Raw genomic sequence first — 20,284 nt, 5'->3', positions numbered from 1 at the left:
GGGTGGCCCCGCACTGGCGAGCACACGGAGGGGCCGACATGGATCTCGGAGGATGGGTCCGGCGTTCCCCGCTGCTCCGGAGCGCCGTCTACGGCCTGTACGGATACCGCGTCGAGGCGCACCTCGACCGCGGCGACGTGCCGCGCCACGTCGGCGTCATGCTCGACGGCAACCGCCGCTGGGCGCGCGCGGCGGGCATGTCCACGGCAGACGGGCACCAGACCGGCGCGGACAAGATCCCGGAGTTCCTCGGCTGGTGCGAGGAGACCGGCGTCGAGGTGGTCACCCTGTGGCTGCTGTCCACGGACAACCTGAACCGGCCCGCCGACGAGCTGGTGCCGCTGCTCGGCATCATCGAGGAGGCCGTCCGCGGGCTCGCCGCCTCCGGCCGCTGGCGGGTCCACCCGGTCGGCGCGCTCGATCTCCTGCCGGAGTCGACGGCCTCGGTGCTGAAGGCGGCCGACCAGGACACCGCGGACAACAAGGGCCTGCTGGTCAACGTCGCAGTCGGGTACGGCGGTCGGCACGAGATCGCCGAGGCGGTGCGCAAGCTGCTCCAGGAGCAGGCGGCGGAGGGGACTCCGCTGGAGCAGGTCGCCGAGATGATCGACGTCGAGCAGATCGCCCGCCACCTCTACACCAGCGGCCAGCCGGACCCGGACCTGGTCATCCGGACGTCCGGAGAGCAGAGGCTCTCCGGCTTCCTGCTGTGGCAGTCGGCGCACTCGGAGTTCTACTTCTGCGAGGCGTACTGGCCGGCCTTCCGCAAGGTCGACTTCCTCCGCGCCCTGCGCGACTACGCCCAGCGCAACCGCCGCTACGGCGGCTGACCCAGGGTTCAGCGGACACCACCCTGTGCGGATGGCCCTGCTCGTTCGGGGCCCTGCCTCATGGGGTGGTTTCTCGCGCAGTTCCTCGCGCCCCTGAGGTGGTTGCAACCGGCCCCTCTGCCCATCGGCACAGGTGGCTGCATGGTGAAGATCCGTCGACAACCGCTTGCGTTCTGCATGGAATGGGACGCCTGGGGAATAACCGGAGTCAGACCGTGACCTCGGCCATCGGGGCCGAGGGCGACGGTGAACCGCGGGTGGCAGCGGGCCACTCGCCCGGGAGGCCCTGTGGTCAGTGTCAAGAGCCGCCGGAGTACGCACGACCGGCGCACGTACGTCCTCGACACCAGTGTCCTGCTGGCTGACCCGAGCGCCATGACCAGGTTCGAGGAGCACGAGGTCGTGCTTCCCGTGGTCGTGGTGACCGAGCTGGAAGCCAAGCGGCACCACCCTGAGCTCGGTTACTTCGCCCGGCAGGCGCTCCGTCTGCTGGACGACTACCGGGTCCGCTACGGCCGGTTGGACGCCCCGATCCCGGTGGGCGAACTCGGCGGCACGATCAGGGTCGAGCTGAACCACACCGACCCCACCGTCCTCCCCGCCGGCTACCGGCTGGGCGACGCCGACACCCGGATCCTCGCCGTCGCGAGGAACCTCCAGGCCGAGGGGTTCGACGTCACCGTCGTCTCCAAGGACCTGCCGCTGCGCGTCAAGGCCTCCTCCGTCGGCCTGTTGGCCGAGGAGTACCGCGCGGAGCTTGCCATCACCTCCGGTTGGACCGGAATGTCCGATCTGGCCGTCAGTGCTGAGGAGGTTGACGGCCTGTTCACGGGCGAACCGATCGATCTTCCGGAGGCGCGGGACCTTCCCGTGCACACCGGACTGGTGATCACCTCCGAGCGCGGGCGCGCGCTGGGACGGGTCACCGCCGACGGTCGGGTCCGGCTCGTGCGCGGCGACCGCGAGGCCTTCGGGCTGCGCGGGCGCAGCGCGGAACAGCGGGTGGCGCTGGACCTGCTGTTGGACCAGGAGGTGGGAATCGTCTCGCTCGGCGGGCGGGCCGGCACCGGCAAGTCCGCGTTGGCGCTCTGCGCCGGCCTGGAGGCCGTGCTGGAGCGGCGCCAGCACCGCAAGGTGATGGTGTTCCGGCCTCTCTACGCGGTCGGCGGGCAGGAGTTGGGCTACCTCCCGGGCTCCGAGTCGGAGAAGATGAGCCCCTGGGCTCAGGCCGTCTTCGACACCCTCTCCGCGGTGACCACCCCGGACGTGATCGAGGAGGTGCTCTCCCGCGGAATGCTGGAGGTGCTGCCGCTGACCCACATCCGTGGTCGTTCGCTGCACGACGCCTACGTCATTGTCGACGAGGCGCAGTCGTTGGAGCGCAACGTCCTGCTGACCGTTCTGTCCCGAATCGGGCAGGGTTCGCGGGTCGTGCTCACCCACGACGTCGCGCAGCGCGACAACCTGAGGGTCGGTCGGTACGACGGGGTCGTGGCGGTCGTGGAGAAGCTGAAGGGGCATCCGCTCTTCGCCCACGTGACGCTCAACCGTTCGGAGCGTTCGCCGATCGCCGCGCTGGTGACCGAGATGCTGGAGGACATTCAGCCCTAAGGCACTCAAGACGCCCAAGGCGTCGAAGAAGCCTGAGGCGGTCTCAAAACCGCCGAACAGGACGACAGTCACTCATAACACCTGTGCCCTCCCGGTTCCGCGCCGGGAGGGCAGAGCATCGTAACGATCCGTCACCCGTCAGGCGAGTGACTGGCGTGAATTGGTGGCCCACTGAGCCATGTGAGCTTCGCCACGCAGAGGGGAATTGCGCTTGCGCGCCGCCGTGCGGCAGTGTGTGGGATCTGTCAGGCCCTGCGTGCGGCACGACTTGCAAACGGAACATGCACCATCCGTTCGCAATCCACACACAACAACTGAACATCGTGAGGCCGCACGCCGCCCGATTTGGAACCGTGCCCCGGGAAACCGGGGTACGAGCGGGCCCGCGTCTTCCGTGACCAGTGCACCGGGGAGGCCAGCGTCAAGGGCGGGGTTCGTCCGTTCGGTCACCACGCGGGCGACGCTGGAAGGAAACCATGTGAACCGGATTTCGGTTCGGGGGATGGCCGTGGCCTCCGCCACTGCCGTGACTGCCGTCGGCGCCGTTGTCGGCGTCGCCTCGGGTGAGGCGAAGCCTGCCCAGGTGTCCGACGTCGCAGGCTCGACCCTCCTCTCCGCAATCCCGTCGGGCAACTCGGCTCAGGTCATCAGCGACAACCTGTACCGCCAGAGTGACGCCCAGCAGGCTGCGGCCACTGTCACCGCACAGAAGGCCGCCGCCCAGGCAGCCCGCACGCAGGCCGCGAACGCCGCCCACGCCAAGGCGGCCGCAGAGGCAGCAGCTCGTGCTCGTGCCGCCGCGGCGGCAGCGCAGGAGGCCGCGAGCCGCCAGGCCGCGGCAGAGCGTGCCCAACTGGTGTCCTACAGCCCCGGCTCCGTCCAGGCACTGGCCGCGTCGATCATCGGGAACACCACCCAGTTCGAGTGCTTCAGCCAGATCGTCACCCGTGAGAGCGGGTGGAACTACCAGGCGACCAACGCGTCCTCCGGCGCGTACGGCCTGGTCCAGGCGCTGCCCGGCGACAAGATGGCTTCCGCCGGCGCCGACTGGCAGACCAACCCCGCCACGCAGATACGGTGGGGCCTGAACTACATGAACTCCCGCTACGGCAGCCCCTGCGGCGCGTGGGACTTCTGGCAGGCCCACAGCTGGTACTGATCCGGTACCGCCGGCTCCGGCCTGGCGTTGAACGTGTGGAAGCCCCCGATCCCTGTCCGATCGGGGGCTTCCTACTTCTCCCACGGAGAGGCCGCGTGTGCGGGACGGCCTCGTGAAGCACCGTCCCCGCGCGTTTACCGGGCTAAACCTCTTTTTCCCGATTTGCCCGAAAGATTTTGATCTGATCCCCGACATCTCCCTGATGTCTCCCTGATCCACGGGTGCCGGTTGCTCCTGTCGCCCGGCGCACCCGGTACCGTTCGAGACCGGACGGACAGTGCAGGGAGAAGGGGCGGACGTAATGGCGGGCGAGGGCGGCGGATGGTCGGCGTTGATCGGGCGTGTCGCCCGTAGGCGCGCCGAGGCCGAGGCGCCTCCGCAGCCGGATCCGGTCGTCCACGTCCCGATCGAGCGGCACCCGATCGAGGTGCACGCGGCCGAGCAGCACCCGATCCCGGCTCCTGCCTCGGCCCCGCTCGCTTCGGCGGACGGCTCCGGCGGGCTGCCTGCGGGCACGGTGAACGGCGGCGGCCTGAACGGGCAGCCGAACGGGCAGCCGCCCTACCCGGCGCGCCCTGCGCACCCCTCCGAGGCCGTCCCGTGGACGCTGCGGGTGGCCGCCGAGGGCATCTGGCGCATGCTGATCGTCGGCGCCGGCCTGTACTTCCTGTTCCGGATCATCGGCACGCTGCGGATCGTCGCCTTCGCCTTCGTCGCCGCGCTGCTGATCAGCGCGCTGCTGCAGCCGACCGTCTCGTGGTTCCGCCGCCACGGCGTTCCGCGCGGCCCGGCCACGGCGATGACCTTCCTCGGCGGGCTGATCGGCATCGCGCTGGTCGCCTGGTTCGTGGTCTGGCAGGTCAGCACCAACCTCAACCAGGTCACCGACCACGTCCAGACCGGCATCCTGCAGATCAAGCACTGGCTCGAGACCGGGCCGATGCACCTCACCGACAAGCAGATCAACGAGTTCGCCAACCAGCTGACCAAGGTCGTCGGCACCAACAGCGACCAGATCACCTCGTTCGGCTTCTCCACGGTCGGCATCGTGGTGGAGATCGTGACCGGCGTCTTCCTGGCCGCGTTCTGCACGTTCTTCCTGCTCTACGACGGCGAGCGGATCTGGGGCTGGACGCTCCGGCTGCTGCCGCTGCGCTCCCGCATGGCGATGGCGGGCGCGGGCCCGCGCGCGTGGGCGACGCTGACCGCGTACGTGCGCGGCACGGTGATGGTCGCGTTCATCGACGCGGTGTCGATCGGTATCGGGATCTACCTGCTGGGTGTCCCGCTGGCGATGCCGATCGCGGTGATCATCTTCCTCGGCGCGTTCGTCCCGCTGGTCGGCGCGCTGGTGACCGGCACGATCGCGGTCCTGATCGGCCTGGTGACGCACGGCATCGTGACTGCGGCGCTGGTCCTGGTGGTCCTGCTGGGCGTCCAGCAGATCGAGGGCCACCTGCTCCAGCCCCTCATCCTCGGCCGCGCGGTCCGGATCCACCCGCTCGCGGTGATCCTCGCGGTGACCTGCGGCTCGATCGTCGGCGGCATCGGCGGAGCGATCGTCTCGGTCCCGCTGGTCGCTGTCACCAACACCACGGTCGGCTACCTCCGCCAGCGCTACCACGTCGACGAGGACATCCGCGCGGCGCTCAGCGCTGCGGCAAGCGAGTAAGCACAGCAGGGGCGCGGGGCTCTGCTGATCTGCGGCTCCGCCGCGTGGGCGCGACAAGCCTGGCCTGTGCTGCCGCCGGTAGTTGCAGCCCGCAAGGGGCGCGGGGAACTGCGCGACAAGCCACCGTGTGTGGTGACTCGCCGAACGAGCAGGGCCATCCCGATTGGGTGGTTGCTCGCGCAGTTCCCCGCGCCCCTGGGCTCAGTTCATGCGGCCTTCGGCCTCGAGCGTGACGCCGACGGCCTGGACGACCGCGGCGATCTTGACCGCGGCCTGGATGACCTCGCGCTCGACGCCCGCCTTGCGCAGCACCTGCTCGTGAGAGTCCAGGCACTGGCCGCAGCCGTTGATCGCCGAGACCGCCAGGGACCAGAGCTCGAAGTCGACCTTCTCCACGCCCGGGTTGCCGATGACGTTCATCCGCAGGCCGGCCCGCATCGTGCTGTACTCCTTGTCGGAGAGCAGATGCAGCGTCCGGTAGTAGACGTTGTTCATCGCCATGATCGCCGCCGCGGCCTTCGCCGCCTCGTACGCCTCAGGCTTGAGGTTGGCGCGGGCTTCCGGCTCCAGCTCGGAGAGCACCCGCTCGCTGCGCGAGGCGATCGCGCAGGCGAGGACCGTGCCCCAGAGCTGCTGCTCCGGCAGGTCCGCGTTGCCGATGACCGAGCCCAGGTTGAGCTTGAGGTCCTTGGCGTAGTCCGGGAGGGCTGCCTTCAGTTCGTCGAGTGCCATGGTGTGGACTACCCGCTCACTCGCCCGCGAGCAGCGCGCCGGCGTCCAGCGTCTCCTCGCCCTTGGTCCAGTTGCACGGGCACAGCTCGTCGGTCTGCAGCGCGTCGAGGACCCGCAGGACCTCCTTGGGGTTGCGGCCCACGGAACCGGCGGTGACCATCACGAACTGGATCTCGTTGTTCGGGTCCACGATGAAGACCGCGCGCTGGGCGGTGCCGTCCGCGCCCTCGACGCCGCAGTCGCGCATCAGCTCGTGCTTGATGTCGGCCAGCATCGGGAAGGGCAGGTCGCGCAGGTCCTTGTGGTCCTTGCGCCAGGCGTGGTGCACGAACTCGGAGTCGCCGGAGACGCCGAGGATCTGCGCGTCACGGTCGGCGAACTCGTCGTTCAGCTTGCCGAAGGCGGCGATCTCGGTCGGGCAGACGAAGGTGAAGTCCATCGGCCAGAAGAACACCACGCGCCACTTGCCCTCGTAGGACTTGTGGTTGATCGCCTCGAACTCCTTGCCGGATTCCAGCGAGACGCAGGCGGTGAGGTCGTACTCGGGGAACTTGTCGCCGATGGTCAGCACGGAGGGGTCTCCTCAGAAGGTTGCTTGACGTACTCGGCCAACCTCGCACAACCGGGTTTGATCAGGGAAATAGCTACAATCAAACCTGTTGATCGGAGGAAGCTATCAGTAAGACCCCCAGTGTGGCGCAGCTTCGCGCCTTCGCCGCCGTGGCCGAGCACCGGCACTTCCGCGAGGCCGCGGCGTCGCTGCGGATGAGCCAGCCGGCGCTGTCCGGAGCCGTCGCGGCGCTCGAGGAGGCGCTCGGCGTCCAGCTGGTGGAGCGCACCACCCGCAAGGTCATCATCACACCCGTCGGCGAGCGTGTCGCCGTCCGCGCGCGCCGCGTCCTGGGCGAGCTCAACGCGCTGACGGAGGAGGTCGACGCCACACGGCGTCCCTTCACCGGGCCGCTGCACCTGGGCGTGATCCCGACGATCGCGCCTTACCTGCTGCCGACCGTGCTGCGGCTGGCCCGCGACCACTACCCGGACCTCGACCTGCACGTCCACGAAGAGCGCACCCACCAACTGGTCGACGGGCTGCAGTCCGGCCGGCTCGACCTGCTGCTGCTCGCCCTTCCCGGGGGCGCGGGGCTGGTCGACATCCCGCTCTACGACGAGGACTTCGTCCTGGTCACCCCGCCCGACCACGAGCTCGCCGGACGCGTGGACGTGCCGCGCGACGTGCTGCTCGACCTCGACGTGCTGCTGCTTGAGGAGGGCCACTGCCTGCGCGACCAGGCGCTGGACCTCTGCCGCGAGGTCGGCGCGGAGCCGGGCGCGACGCGGGCGGCGGGGCTGTCGACGCTGGTGCAGCTGGTCGCGGGCGGCCTCGGGGTGACGCTGCTCCCGGCGACGGCGGTGCCGGTGGAGACGGGACGCGCGGCGGGGCTGGCCGCGACCCGGTTCAGCGATCCGCCGCCTGGGCGGCGGATCGGCCTGTCGCACCGTCCGTCGTCGCCGCGCACGGCTGAGTACGAGCGCTTCGCGGAGTCGTTGCGTGTCGCGGTACGCGAACTCCCGGTTCGGATCATCGAGCCGTAGGCTGCCCGCGAGAAGCGAAGCGTGTAGGGAGACGGCATGAGCAACCTCGACGTGAAGCCCCAGCCGACGCTCTGCGGCGGACGCGAGGACGTCTCCGCGCAGCCCGTACGGGAGTTGCTGACCGGCAAGCCGGTCCAGCTCGGTGAGAGCACGGTGGTGCGGCGGCTGCTGCCGAACCTGGGGCGGCGCATGATCGGCGCGTGGTGCTTCGTCGACCACTACGGTCCCGACGACATCGAGCGCGAGCCCGGCATGCGGGTCGCACCGCACCCGCACATGGGCCTGCAGACGGTCAGTTGGCTGCACGACGGATTCGTCGAGCACCGCGACAGCCTCGGCTCCGTCCAGACCGTGCACCCGCGCGAGCTGGGCCTGATGACGGCGGGTCACGCCATCTCCCACTCCGAGATGTCGCCGAAGTCGCACGGAAAGTGGCTGCACGGAGCCCAGTTGTGGGTCGCGCTGCCGGACGGCGACCGCTTCACCGAACCGAGCTTCGACCACCACCCGGAGCTGCCCCGCGTCCAGGGCCAGGGCGTGGACGCCACCGTGATCCTCGGCAGCCTGGACGGCGCGACCTCCCCGGGCCGAACCTTCACGCCGCTGATGGGCGCTGACCTCAGCCTCGCCGCAGGCGCGGAGGCTGAGCTCCCGCTCCAGCCCGACTTCGAGTACGCGGCCCTGGCCATGTCCGGCGCCGCCGTGGTCGACGGCGTCCGGATCGAGCCCGGCTCCCTGCTCTACCTCGGCTGCGGCCGCCGCTCCCTCCCGCTGCGCGCGGACGACGGACCGGCGAGCGTGATGCTGCTGGGCGGCGAGCCGTTCGCCGAGAAGCTGGTCATGTGGTGGAACTTCGTCGGCCGCTCGCACGAGGAGATCGCCGCCGCCCGCCAGGACTGGATGACGGGCGACCGCTTCGGCGAGGTCCACGGCTACGACGGCCACCCGATCCCGGCCCCCGAACTCCCGGGCCTCCGCCTCAAGCCACGCGGCCGCGAGCGCTGACCGCGACGCGGACGAGCGCGGCAAAGATGATCAGGGCCGGTCGGGGCCGCATTCCCCGACCGGCCCTCAGGGGCTGCCGGCAGCCCCAACCTCGGCCGCTCCCGCGGGCCGAGGAGTTTTCAGGGCGCGGACGCTAGTCCACGACGCGGGTGAGCGGCGCGGTGGTGCCCATCGTCCGGGCGTCAGGCCCTCCCGGGAGGTGCCCGGCGCGACCGCGGGCGCCCCGCGAGAGCAGCAGGTAGAGCCCGGCGGCGAAGGCGCCGGAGAGCAGGAAGCTGATGTCGATCCCGCCGGTGTAGGGGAGCAGCGGGCCCTGGTAGACGGGGGTGTCGACGGCGCAGAGGCCGAGGGCGCTGCCGCCCGCCCAGGCGACGGTCGCGGCGGTGTTCCAGCCCGCGCGGTACCAGTAGATGCCGCCCCGGGAGCGCTGGTTGAGCACCTGAAGGGAGTGCTGGTCGTAGTCGCCGCGGCAGCGGTAGTGGCCGATCAGGGTGATCACGGCCCACGGCGTGCCGATCGCGGTGAGGATCAGCACGAACGAGGTCACCGCGTCCTGCGCGTTCCAGACGAAGTGGCCGAGGAAGACCAGCACCGTCGCCATCGCGGCGACCACGTAGGTGGCCTGGAGCCGCGTCGCGCGCGGCAGGATCGCGTCCAGGTCGAGGCCCATGCTGTAGAGCATCAGGCCGGTGTTGCCCGCGCTGCCCATCAGGCCGTTGACCAGCAGCGGAAGGAGGAACCAGGCGGGCGACCCGAGGATCAGGCTGTGCACGTAGCTGTTCCCGGCATGCGTCGCCACCGCCGTGAACGTGCCGAACAGCTGCGGGATCAGCAGGCCGAGGAAGAGCCCGAGACCGGTGGACCAGAGCACCCGTCCCCGCGCGTGGCGGGCGGGGGAGACGTAGCGGGTGTAGTCGCCGAGCAGCGTGATGAAGGCGATCGGACCGCTCAGACCGGCGGCGACGACCGACAGCAGCCAGGTCGGCCAGAAGCCGCCGAGCAGGTAACTCCCGTGCGAGGACGCGTCGAAGTGCGGCGCGAAGGCGAAGAGCCCGGCGATCAGCAGCACGCCCATCGCCCACATCAGCAGGCGCTCCAGCTTGAGCAGCATCCGGTAGCCGAACACGGCCGCGGTCGCGCTGAGCACGGCCAGCACCGAGTAGGTGACGATGTAGGCGGGCCCGTCGGCGGGCAGCCCCAGCATCCGGTTGAGCGAGCCGACCACGACGTCGCCGCCGACCCAGAGCGCCAGCGCGGTATAGCCGAGCGACAGCAGCAGGCCGACCAGCGAGCCGATCAACCGTCCGCGCACCCCGAAGAACGCTCCGGAGCTGGTGGAGAGGTTGGTCGCGGTCCGCAGCGAGACCAGCGCGAGCGGCGCGGTCAGCACGATGCCGAGCACCGTGCCGAGCACCAGCGAGGTCATGCTGCCCCAGAAGGACAGCCCGAAGGAGACCGGCAGCCAGCCGAAGACGACCACGCCGAAGGCGAGGTTGGAGCCCACCAGGATGTGGACGATGTCCTTGGGCGAGCTGGTCCGCTCGGCGTCCGGGATGGTGTCGACGCCGTACTGCTCGATCAGGCTGTGGCCGTCCGTGCCTGCTTGCTGCATGCGAGTACCTCTGTACTGGGCATTCGGGACAGAGGCCCCGATGAAGGTCCTGGACATCCTTCGCGGACGAATGCGCCCTGGCCATGGTGAAACCAGACGAAGAACGCGTTTCGATTACTCCACTTCGGCCCAAGACGTCCGAGGCACCCGCATGTCACCACCGTTGTCGCCCAAGCCGCGGGCCGGTTCAGCCTCGGGTGATCCGCAACACACCCGTCTCGGTGCCCTGGTAGAGGGTGCCGTCCGGTGCGGTCGTGCCGGTCATCTGCAGCGGGTTGTAGAGCAGACCGAGGCCGATCGGAGTGCTGGACAGCTCGGCGCCGGTCGCCGGGTCGAGCACCGCGTAGGAGTAGCTCGCGAAGGTGTCGCTGCCGACCAGGCCGGTCGGGCCGCTGACGCTGAGGGTGTAGATCCGGCCGTCCGCGAGCGAGAGGCGGGGGAGCGCCGCCGACCGGACGTCGCTGTTCCAGGCCAGGTGGCAGCCGTTCCCGTCGGCATCGAGGTCGACCCGGCTCAGCCCGCCGTCGAAGGAGGCCGACGACGGCACGCTCGCCGGAGCGCCGGAGGGCAGCGCCGGGTAGGGGTAGCCGTAGGTGTCGGTGACGAAGACGCTGTGTCCGGAGGCGATCACCGCGTCCTCGGTGCCGCTCTCCGGGGACTGCGTCAGCACCGGCGTGCTGCAGACCGGCGTCGGCCCGGAGGAGACCTTCCAGACCAGCAGGTTCTCGTGCGGTGCCGCGTTGTCGGTGATGGTCACGTACCCGGTGCCGTCGCCGGGCCCGAAGAAGCTGGGCGTCGCGCCGGTGCCCCAGCTGAGTTGGCCGGGCTTGCGACCGGGCCCGCGGTCGTAGGGGGCGCGCCACTGGATCTGCGGGGTGCCGTCCGGGGCCTCGCCGAGCAGGTAGAGGGCGTGGTCGGTGGCGACGGCGGTATGGCCGGGGACGGTGGAGATGCTGTTCTCCACGCCCTCGCCGGTGCTGATGGTCCGCACCACGCCGGTCCTCGTGTCGGCGGTCCCGATGACGCCGCCGGCGGTCGCGAACCAGATCCGGCCGTCCCACCCGGCGCTCAGGCCGACGATGTTGTCACCGCTCGGGATCGCGCCCGCCAGCGACGTGGACTGGTCCACCGCGAGCGTCCAACCGCCTCCCGCCGACCGGTGGTGGCCGATGCGCAGCAGGTTGTCGTCGCCGTCGACCACGACCAGCGCATCGGTGTTGTCCAGGTACGCGTACACACCGCCGAAGAGGCTGCCCTTCGGCAGGGCCAGGGAGGCGAGGTCGGCCCCGGTGGACGGATCGAGCAGGTGCACCGTCGGTGTCCGCCCGAAGATCGTCGTGCAGAGCGCGACGGGCATCCGGTCACTGCCGATCACCACGGTCGGGCAGGCGGAGGCGAGCGCCGTCCGGCTCCAGCTGATCGGGCCGGTCCCCGGGCCCGGGTACGGGGTGGTGTCGCTGGAGGCGCTGTCGCCGTGCATGGTCGCGGTGCCGTCGGCCGCGGTGGCCGGGTTCTGCGGCGGCAGCGGCCCGAATCCGGCCGGTGCCGACGGTGTCGCCGCGAAGGCGTTGCCGACCGCGAGGCACAGCGCGGCGGCGGTGAAGGTCAGGGAGGTGCGCAGGCGCATGGCAGGTCCTGTTCCGTTGCTCGGCGGAAGGAAGTGACGCCAGGCGGCCGGACACGCAGCAGCAGACGCGGACCCGCACGCGGACCGGCGAGGTCGGCGCGGGGTCGGCGGGTGGACATGCGAGAGGGCCGCTCGGCTCGGAAGGGAGCGGCCCTCGAAGGAGAGTCTCGAAACGAGAGTGAGGTGGCGGGCCGCGTCAGCTGACGCGGCGACAACGCGTGGTGGTGGCAAGGCCATGGTCCACATGGCGGCGGCTCACCAACAGGGTCATGCCGCCACCGTAGCGGCGCGCCCGATCGCGGGACAGGCCCTGTCCGCCTGATGGGCAGGGCCTCGCCGCAGGCTCCAGACCTCCGGGCTCACAGGCCAGGCGACGGCGACGGCGACGGTTTCCACACGGGTTTCCACATCGGCCCGGTGGTGCTCAGTCCCAGGTCGGCCAGGACAGGCCGGGCGGCAATTCCCGGACAGGGGTGTCGACTTGGTGTCCGCAGCGGCGGGCGTACTCCTCGAAGAACCAGATCCGGCGGGCCAGGCCCTCCGGTTCGCCACCCTCGCTCCAGCGGTAGCCCTCCTCCCAGCGCGCGCGATCGCGGATCAGTGGGTACCCGTCAAGAGCGAGGTGCACTGCCATGGTGGACAGGGCGTCCTGCTCCAGGCCGGGATGCGCTTCGCGCAGGTGGGCATCGAGCGGATGCTGCTCAAGTCGGAGCCACGGGCCCGACCGTGTCGCGGTCAGCAACGGCTGCTCGGTACCAACGAGTTCGACTTCGGCCAGCAGTCTGCGTTCGGCCCCGACTGCCCGGTAGCGGAGCCGGACTGATCTGCGCCGCCACACCATATGGATGGCGTGCTTCCAGTGCGACACCAGGAAACCCAGGTGCAGGTAGGAGCGGATCGACTGCGGGCGCAGCCAGTCCGCAGTCAGGCGGACCCCGCCCAGTCCTTCGGCGGTCGCGGCCCGGCGAACCGTGTCGACGGTGGCGCCGCCCACGCCCAGGGTTCGTGCGTCCGGGCGCAGATACAGGGAGCTGAGCTGGAGCTCGTCTGGGCCGATCGGGTAGTCGTCGACCGCCACCGTGCCGACAGGCCGGTCCGCCCGGGTGATCAAGTACCGGCGGCGGTACGGGTCCTCCTCCCGGAGCGGGTACGCCAGCCGCCGCGCCAGGTCCTCGATCGCTGCATCGGTGAGGCGGAGCGGATCGACCACCTCGCCGAACGCGACCTCCGCGAGCGACGCGAGATCGTGCGCCGCGAACAGCCGTGCTTCCCCCTCACCCACCGGACGAAGTCCCGGCGCGGCGTCGAGGCGCGCATGCACCCGCGCGATCTGCTCCATGAGCCGGTCGCGCCGTGACTCCTTGACGATGCGCGTCACCTCATAGCTCCTCATGCCGACGGACGTCCTCGCCGTCAGTCTCGGAGAGAACAGCCGTCGTGGCGGCGAAACCGCGGAGCTGGGCCCCGCGCGTGGAGGCACGACGGGGGCGTGGGGCACTGGCCTGTCAGCGGTAGAAGTCCGCGGCTCCGACCAGGACGATGCCGCCGTCGGCGGCCGCTCGGCTGCGGAGTTCGTCGGTGAATCCAGCTGCACTGAAGCAGACCAGACGGGCCGACTCCGCTCCGTGGCGGCCCTGGGCGGTCAACAGGGCGCGGATCCGGGCCAGTCGTTCGAGGTGCCCGATGCCCATGACATCCCCCCACTTGACCTCGCCGATGGCCAGCAGCGGGGCACGGTTGTCGTCATCGAGGCCGAAGACGGCGACGTCCAGTTCGTGGGTGGTGCGGGCGGAGGGGTCGTTCACGGTGCCGGAGCCCACCCGGTTGGGATGGTCCCCGAAGAGGTCCTCCGGGGCGAAGTGTCGGCTCCAATGGCGGCAGAGGTGCTCCAGGTGCGGGCCGAGCACATTGCCTGCGAAGCGCTGCTGAGCCCGCTGCCACAGGCGGTGCGCGTCCCGGGTGTGCTCCAGGTCGGACCAGATCGGCCGCATCACGGCGTGGTAGAAGGTGACCAGCGGCTCGGCGATGCGGAAGGTCGAGCGGTTCTCCTTGAAGACGTCGGGCTCTCGGGTGATCAGCCCGCAGTCCTCCAGCACGTTGAGCGGATGGGCGAGATCGCTGGACTTTCGGCCGAGGTAGGACGCGATGCCACCGCGCCCGGCATTGCCGTGGGCGATGGCCGCCAGCACCGAGTGGTAGAGCGCGGTGTCCTGCAGTGCCGGCTCGTCCGCGAGCAGGTAGCGGGCCTCGCGGAACAACGGGCTGGTCGGGGAGAGAACGGTGCGCAGGACCCACGGGTCGAAGTCGGCGGGATCGGCCGGAGTGTCGTCGCGGGCGAACTCACGGCGGTAGGCGGGTGTGCCGCCGACGATGGCGTTGACCTTGAGCGCAGTGACAGGGTCGTCCACGCCCCAGAACTGGGCCGCGAGTTGGTGGTCCAGGGTGGGGACGACCAACTCCAGGCCTGCCCGGCCGCGAAGCGGGGCGTTGCCGCTGAGCAACTGCCCCATGAACGACATGGCCGAACCGCACAGCAGCAGCCGGGTGCGGCTCCCGTCGCGCTCGGCACGCAGCGGGGCGAGGGCGTTCTGGATGACCGAGGGCAGGCGGGGGTTGGCGCGGGCGAGGTAGGGGAACTCGTCGATGACCACGGGCAGCGGACGGTCCCGCCCCAGGGCGAGCAGTGCGTCGATCGCCTGGTTCCAGCCGTCGAAGGCGAGCGGAGCGGGAGCGTCGAGATGCTCGGCGATCGCTGCTCCGATACTGCGCAGCGACTCGGCGTCAGTGGCCTCTTCGGCAGCGAAGTAGAAGCCGCCGGTGGCCTGACAGAGGGCGCGCAGCAGGAAGGTCTTCCCCTGACGCCGACGCCCGGTGACGACGCCGAGGGTCGCTCCGGGCGCCTGATCGGTGGCGAAGCGGCCCAGCGCTTCCCACTCGCGGTGCCGGTCGAACATTTCCGTAGGGCGGGTGAGAGCGGCCACGGCGACCTCCATGGGTCGAACTACGATAACTGGAGTAATGATAACTCCAGTTATGCAAACTTCTCCGTGTACCACGCGACACCCGGCCGAGGGCGAGCCGGACGGGAGCGTAGGGAGTAGGCCGGACATCAGGCCGATCATGGCCCGGTCGGGCGATCAGGCCGCGCCGGGGCCCGCAGCGGTCAGCAGCTCGGGGTGTTGGCGGGCGGTGACCTCGGGGTGGGCGCGGACCCAGCCCTTGAGTTCGTTCCAGCCGAACTCGGCGAAGAGCGGGTTGTGCGGGTCCTCGGTGACGCCGGTGGCCTTAGCGGCGTGCGGGAAGGAGAGGGGCTCGATGCGGGCGTCGAGGCGCGGGTTGTAGAAGAACGGCGCGGAGAAGCGCTCGCGCGCTCCCGGCGGGCTCACCACGCGGTGGTTGGTGGCTTTGAGGTAGCCGTTTGTGGCGACCTCAAGCAGCTCGCCCAGGTTCACCACGAACGCGCCCGGGATGTGCGGCACGTCGATGAACCCGGCCTCGGGCCCCTCCGGCGACTCCACCTGCAACCCGCCGACGCCGTCGGTGAGCAGCAGCGTCAGGAAGCCGTAGTCCTTGTGCACGCCGACCCCCTGGTCGTCCCCGACCGGGGCGCGTCCCGGGTAGCGGATCAGCTTGAGGTGGCTGCGCGGGTGTCCGGCGAAGGCGTCGTCGTAGAAGTCCGGCGGTGCGCCGATCGAGGCGAGCAGCTCGTGCAGCAGATGGTCGGCGACCGCGCTCAGCCGGGCGATCCAGCGCTGGGTGACCTCGCGCAGCTCCGGCTGCGCGGCCGGCCACTGGTTCGGGCCCTCCAGCCACCAGTACGCGGGCTCGCCCTGGCCGGGGACGTGCGGCGGCAGCTCCTCGCCGATGTCCAGCTGGTCGCGCCAGTCGCGGGTGCCGCGGGTCAGCTCCTTGCCTATCCGCGTGTAGCCGCGGAAGTGCGGGGAGTTGCGGTTGTCCAGGGCCACCCGGTCGGCCTCGGGCAGCTCGAAGAAGGTGCGGGAGACGCGCAGCAGCTCGTCGCTCTCCTCGGGACTGATGCCGTGGCCGACGAGCTGGAAGAAACCGACGTCGCGGGCCGCCCGGTGGAGCGCCTCGCGGTCCAGATGGGCGAGGTCGACGACGGGGAGGTCGGTGCGGGAGAGGGAGGGGTGAGCGGTGGCGGTCATGACGGTCCTCGGGGAGTGCGCGCAGGAGGGGGAGGGACGCTGGGGTCAGGCCTCGGCACAACAGGACATGCTCGTGACGCGGACGTAGTCCACGTGGCGACGGGAGACGAGCACGGTCATGGAACGAGCGTAGCCCCGCACGCTTCCGCGCCCAGGTCTGCCAGGGGTGAGGAAGGCGACAGTTCTCAGGGAATGTGTGGGGTACCCCCCGATGTTCTATGGCCGACACGCCAGAGCGGCATGGAAATCGAAAGGGGAGCCCCGTGAATATCAACCACACACTTGCCGAGGAGTACGGCCGTGCGCAGCTCTTCTTCGACTCCAAGGCGTACAGCGACGCCGCGCTGATCCTCGCTCCGATCGTGGAGGCCGAGCCGACGCACGCCGCCGCGCGGATGCTGCTGGCCCGGTCCTACTACCACTCCGCGCAGCTGCGTCGCGCGGAGGAGGCGCTGCGGCAGGCGATCGAGCGCGACCCGGTCGACGGCTACGCCCGGCTGCTGCTCGGCCGCACCCTGGAGCGCCAGGGCGGCCGTGCGGATGAGGCGGCGACCCAGCTGCGCCTCGCCGAGTCGCTCGGCCAGTCGCGGATCTGAGTCGCCATCCCTCCTCCGTGGGCGGGCGATCCGCTCCACCAGGGAGTTTGACGATCCGTCAGCTCCAATTGGTCCAGACCCTTGACGCCTCTATTGGTATGTACCAATCTGATGCGGTGTCGGGTACACGACCATGCGGAGGTATGCGTCATGCCACGCTCCAGACGGATCGGACTCACACTCGCGGGGGCGGCCACGGCCTTGCTCGGCCTGGCCGCCTCCCTGCTCGGCAGTCCCGCAGGCGCGGCTGCCGCGACCAACACCACCAAGGCGGCGGCCACCAGCGGCGGCATCAAGGTCGCCTACTACGACCAGTGGTCGATCTACCAGAACGCCTTCTATCCCAAGAACCTCGACACCGAGGGCATCGCGGGCAAGGTCGACTACCTCATCTACGACTTCGAGAACATCGACCCGACCAACCTGACCTGCTTCGAGAACACCAAGGCCACCGACCCGGACCCGGGCGGCGAGAGCGACCCCAACGCCGGTGACGGCGCCGAGGACGCCTTCGCCGACTACGGGAAGTCGTACGACTCCAGCATCAGCGTCGACGGCACCTCCGACGTCTACAACCAGCCGATCGCGGGCAACTTCCACCAGCTCCAGGAGCTGAAGAAGAAGTACCCGAACCTCAAGATCCTGCTGTCGATCGGCGGTTGGACCTACTCGAAGTACTTCTCCGACGTGGCCGCCACCGCCGCGTCCCGGCAGAAGTTCGTCTCGTCCTGCATCGACATGTTCATCAAGGGCAACCTGCCCGTCGAGAACGGCTACGGCGGCACGGGCACAGCGGCCGGCATCTTCAGCGGCTTCGACATCGACTGGGAGTACCCGGCCTCCAGCGGCGGCCACCTCGGCAACCACTACTCGGCGAACGACACCGCCAACTACACCGCCCTGCTGGCCGAGTTCCGCAACGAGCTCAACACCCAGGGCGCGGCGGACGGCAAGACCTACGCGCTCTCGGCGGCGCTGCCGTCCGGGCAGGACAAGATCGGCCTGATCCAGACCAACCAGATCGCCCAGTACCTGACCTTCGGCGACGTGATGTCGTACGACATGTACGGCGCGTGGAACGCCACCGGGCCGACGGACGAGCAGGACCCGCTCTACGCCAACCCCAACTCGCCCGAGTCCAAGGTCGCTCCCGGCAACGAGACGTACAGCGTCGACAACGCCATCAAGGCCTGGACGGTCGGCGACTCGCAGTACGGGATACCAGGCGGCTTCCCGGCGAACAAACTCACCATCGGCCTGCCGTTCTACTATCGCGGCTGGACGGGGGTACCGGCGGGGAGCAACCACGGTCTCTACCAGACCGCGACGGGCGCGTCGGCGGGACAGACCGACTCCGGCAACGTGCCAGGCGTGGCCATGTACAAGGAGTTGACCGGGATCGTCGGCAATCCGGCCGACACCTACTGGGACCCGATCACCGACTCCGCGTACTTCTACGACGGGACCAACTTCTACGGCGGTGAGTCCGCGCAGTCGATCCAGACCAGGGCCGACTACGCGCACTGCAACGGCCTCGCCGGCTTCATGATGTTCTCGCTCTACGACCTCGACCCGGCGACCACGCTCTTCAACGACGCGGTCAACGACATCAACGGGTCGGCGAGCACCTGCCCGACGCCGCCCACGGGCAGCCCGAGCGCCTCGGCGTCGTCCAGCACCAGCGCTTCGGCGTCCGCGTCCGCATCCCCGTCGACGTCTCCCTCGACCTCGCCGTCGACCTCCCCCTCGACCTCGCCCTCGTCCAGCCCGACCGGGTCCGGCGGGTCGGGTGCGCTGGTCAACGGCGGGTTCGAGAGCGGCAGCCTGAGCCCGTGGACCTGCCAGTCCGGCAGCCAGGTGGTGACCTCGCCCACGCACAGCGGCTCCTACGCGCTGCAGGTCACGCCGAGCTCGTCGACCACCGGCGAGTGCGACCAGACGGTCACCCTGAAGCCCAACACCAGCTACACGCTGTCCGGTTGGGTCCAGGGCGACTACGCCTACGTCGGCGTCAGTGGTGGGGCGACGGCCAGCACCTGGTCCAGCAACAGCGGCTGGAACCAACTGACCGTGCCGTTCACCACCGGCTCCAGCGGCACCGTCACCGTCTACGTCCACGGCTGGTACGGCCAGGGCAACGTCTTCGCCGACGACTTCTCGCTGTCGTAGGTCGTAGGTCGTAGGTCGTAGGCCGTAAACGGCTGAACCGGCTGAACCGGTGTCAGGGGTGGGTCATCCGCAGCACGTCCAGGGCCTCGTCCAACTGCTGCTCGGTGATCCGCCCCTCCGCCACATGGCCGCGTTCGAGCACGACCTGGCGGATCGTCTTGCGCTCCGCCAGGGCCTGCTTGGCGATCTTCGCGGCCTCCTCGTACCCGAGGTACCGGTTGAGCGGCGTCACCACCGACGGCGAGGACTCCGCGTACTCGCGCAGCCGCTCGGTGTTGGCGGTGATGCCGTCGACCGTGCGGTCGGCCAGCAGCCGGGCGACGGCGGCCAGCAGCCGTACCGACTCCAGCACGTTGCGGGCGATGACCGGCAGCATCACGTTCAGCTCGAAGCTGCCGCTCGCGCCCGCGATCGCGACGGTGGTGTCGTTGCCGGCCACCTGCGCGGCGACCATCAGCGTCGCCTCCGGGATCACCGGGTTGACCTTGCCCGGCATGATCGACGAACCCGGCTGGAGGTCGGGCAGGTTGATCTCGCCGAGGCCGGTGCGCGGCCCCGAGCCCATCCAGCGCAGGTCGTTGGAGATCTTCGTGAACCCGACGGCGATGGTGCGCAGCTGACCGCTCAGCTCCACCAGGCCGTCCCGGGCGCCCTGCGCCTCGAAGTGGTCCCGCGCCTCGGTCAGCGGCAGCCCCGTCTCGCGCGCCACCTCATCGATCACGGCGGCGGAGAAGCCGGGCGGGGTGTTGATCCCCGTCCCGACCGCCGTCCCGCCCAGCGGCAGCTCGGCCACGCGCGGAAGCGTGGCCCGCAGCCGCTCCACGCCGTACCGGACCTGGGCGGCGTAGCCGCCGAACTCCTGGCCGAGGGTGACCGGCGTCGCGTCCATCAGGTGCGTGCGGCCCGACTTCACCGTCACCGCGAACTCCTCCGCCTTGCGCGCGAGGGCGTCGGCGAGGTGGTTGAGCGCGGGGATCAGGTCGTGGGCGACCGCCGCGGTGGCGGCGATGTGGATCGAGCTCGGGAAGACGTCGTTGGACGACTGGCTCGCGTTGACGTGGTCGTTCGGATGGACCGGCCGCCCCAGCCGCTCGCTCGCCAGCGTCGCGATGACCTCGTTGGCGTTCATGTTGGACGACGTCCCGGACCCGGTCTGGAAGACGTCGATCGGGAACTCCGCGTCCCAGCGCCCCTCCGCGACCTCCTCGGCCGCCGCGCGGATCGCCTCCGCGGTCTCCGCGTCCAGCACCCCGAGCTTGGCGTTCACCGTCGCCGCCGCGGCCTTGATCCGCGCCAACGCGGCGATGTGCGCCCGCTCCAACCGCTGCCCGGAGATCGGGAAGTTCTCCACCGCCCGCTGCGTCTGCGCCCGCCACTTCGCGTCGACGGGAACCCGCACCTCGCCCATCGAGTCGTGCTCGATCCGGAAGTCACTCATATTCTGCTCAGCGCCTGGCGGGGCCGCACTGTTCCCGGACGGGGCGCTGCTCACCCGTTCGGGCCGAACGC

16 protein-coding genes are annotated in these 20,284 nt (G+C 70.2%); 8 read left to right on the top strand and 8 right to left on the bottom strand.

Translation table 11 applies throughout. The features are described from left to right. Positions 1–38: 38 nt before the first annotated feature. The 4 genes from I2501_RS06705 (at position 39) to I2501_RS06690 (ending at position 5,272) form a co-directional block, all read left to right on the top strand. Positions 39–830 (top strand): isoprenyl transferase, encoded by a 792-nt coding sequence (locus I2501_RS06705; RefSeq protein ID WP_196192873.1) that lies wholly within the window; start codon positions 39–41, stop codon positions 828–830. A gap of 288 nt (positions 831–1,118) precedes the next feature. Beyond that, entirely contained in the window at positions 1,119–2,441 is a 1,323-nt protein-coding gene (locus I2501_RS06700) for a PhoH family protein (RefSeq protein ID WP_196192872.1), read from the top strand. A gap of 478 nt (positions 2,442–2,919) precedes the next feature. Further along, on the top strand, positions 2,920–3,600 hold the full coding sequence (locus tag I2501_RS06695; RefSeq protein WP_196192871.1) for an aggregation-promoting factor C-terminal-like domain-containing protein: 681 nt from the start codon (positions 2,920–2,922) through the stop codon (positions 3,598–3,600). A gap of 301 nt (positions 3,601–3,901) precedes the next feature. Further along, complete coding sequence (locus I2501_RS06690) at positions 3,902–5,272, top strand: AI-2E family transporter (RefSeq protein WP_196192870.1); 1,371 nt, start codon at positions 3,902–3,904, stop codon at positions 5,270–5,272. Positions 5,273–5,473: 201 nt separating this feature from the next. On the opposite strand, the gene I2501_RS06685 is transcribed toward I2501_RS06690, so the two are convergent. Both I2501_RS06685 and I2501_RS06680 read right to left on the bottom strand, forming a co-directional pair. After that, positions 5,474–6,004 carry an alkyl hydroperoxide reductase gene (locus tag I2501_RS06685; protein WP_196192869.1) on the bottom strand — a complete coding sequence of 177 codons (531 nt, stop codon included), beginning with the start codon at positions 6,002–6,004 and terminating at the stop codon, positions 5,474–5,476. A 16-nt stretch (positions 6,005–6,020) separates the two neighbouring features. Then, on the bottom strand, positions 6,021–6,575 hold the full coding sequence (locus tag I2501_RS06680; RefSeq protein ID WP_196192868.1) for a peroxiredoxin: 555 nt from the start codon (positions 6,573–6,575) through the stop codon (positions 6,021–6,023). Positions 6,576–6,697: 122 nt separating this feature from the next. Between I2501_RS06680 and I2501_RS06675 the strand changes: the two genes are divergently transcribed. Both I2501_RS06675 and I2501_RS06670 read left to right on the top strand, forming a co-directional pair. Continuing rightward, the gene (locus I2501_RS06675; RefSeq protein WP_328806242.1) at positions 6,698–7,600 is read left to right on the top strand and encodes a LysR substrate-binding domain-containing protein; all 903 of its coding nucleotides are present in this window, start codon (positions 6,698–6,700) and stop codon (positions 7,598–7,600) included. Between the two features lie 36 nt (positions 7,601–7,636). Beyond that, positions 7,637–8,605: a pirin family protein gene (locus I2501_RS06670; RefSeq protein ID WP_196192867.1), complete on the top strand. Its 969-nt coding sequence runs from the start codon at positions 7,637–7,639 to the stop codon at positions 8,603–8,605. 133 nt (positions 8,606–8,738) lie between these two features. On the opposite strand, the gene I2501_RS06665 is transcribed toward I2501_RS06670, so the two are convergent. From I2501_RS06665 to I2501_RS06645, 5 genes are all read right to left on the bottom strand, one after another. Beyond that, positions 8,739–10,217 carry a purine-cytosine permease family protein gene (locus I2501_RS06665; RefSeq protein ID WP_196192866.1) on the bottom strand — a complete coding sequence of 493 codons (1,479 nt, stop codon included), beginning with the start codon at positions 10,215–10,217 and terminating at the stop codon, positions 8,739–8,741. A gap of 187 nt (positions 10,218–10,404) precedes the next feature. Further along, on the bottom strand, positions 10,405–11,844 hold the full coding sequence (locus I2501_RS06660; RefSeq protein WP_196192865.1) for a hypothetical protein: 1,440 nt from the start codon (positions 11,842–11,844) through the stop codon (positions 10,405–10,407). A gap of 424 nt (positions 11,845–12,268) precedes the next feature. Further along, positions 12,269–13,222 carry a GNAT family N-acetyltransferase gene (locus I2501_RS06655; protein ID WP_196192864.1) on the bottom strand — a complete coding sequence of 318 codons (954 nt, stop codon included), beginning with the start codon at positions 13,220–13,222 and terminating at the stop codon, positions 12,269–12,271. 127 nt (positions 13,223–13,349) lie between these two features. Then, positions 13,350–14,798, bottom strand: coding sequence for an AAA family ATPase (locus tag I2501_RS06650; protein ID WP_196193021.1), 1,449 nt, complete (start codon positions 14,796–14,798; stop codon positions 13,350–13,352). 183 nt (positions 14,799–14,981) lie between these two features. Beyond that, the gene (locus tag I2501_RS06645) at positions 14,982–16,010 is read right to left on the bottom strand and encodes an isopenicillin N synthase family dioxygenase (RefSeq protein ID WP_196192863.1); all 1,029 of its coding nucleotides are present in this window, start codon (positions 16,008–16,010) and stop codon (positions 14,982–14,984) included. 218 nt (positions 16,011–16,228) lie between these two features. Between I2501_RS06645 and I2501_RS06640 the strand changes: the two genes are divergently transcribed. Both I2501_RS06640 and I2501_RS06635 read left to right on the top strand, forming a co-directional pair. Continuing rightward, a complete protein-coding gene (locus tag I2501_RS06640; RefSeq protein WP_196192862.1) occupies positions 16,229–16,606 on the top strand; it encodes a tetratricopeptide repeat protein in 378 nt (125 codons plus the stop codon). 150 nt (positions 16,607–16,756) lie between these two features. Beyond that, positions 16,757–18,775, top strand: a complete 2,019-nt coding sequence (locus tag I2501_RS06635) for a glycosyl hydrolase family 18 protein (protein ID WP_196192861.1) — start codon at positions 16,757–16,759, stop codon at positions 18,773–18,775. A gap of 52 nt (positions 18,776–18,827) precedes the next feature. Here the strand turns inward: I2501_RS06635 and I2501_RS06630 are convergent, their stop codons facing one another. Then, positions 18,828–20,213: a class II fumarate hydratase gene (locus I2501_RS06630; RefSeq protein WP_196192860.1), complete on the bottom strand. Its 1,386-nt coding sequence runs from the start codon at positions 20,211–20,213 to the stop codon at positions 18,828–18,830. Positions 20,214–20,284 lie beyond the last annotated feature (71 nt).

The organism is Streptacidiphilus fuscans, assembly GCF_015690355.1.
In the GTDB taxonomy this organism is placed as follows: domain Bacteria; phylum Actinomycetota; class Actinomycetes; order Streptomycetales; family Streptomycetaceae; genus Streptacidiphilus; species Streptacidiphilus fuscans.
Note: the sequence above shows the minus strand (reverse complement) of the source record. Positions and strands in the feature narration are given on the sequence as shown.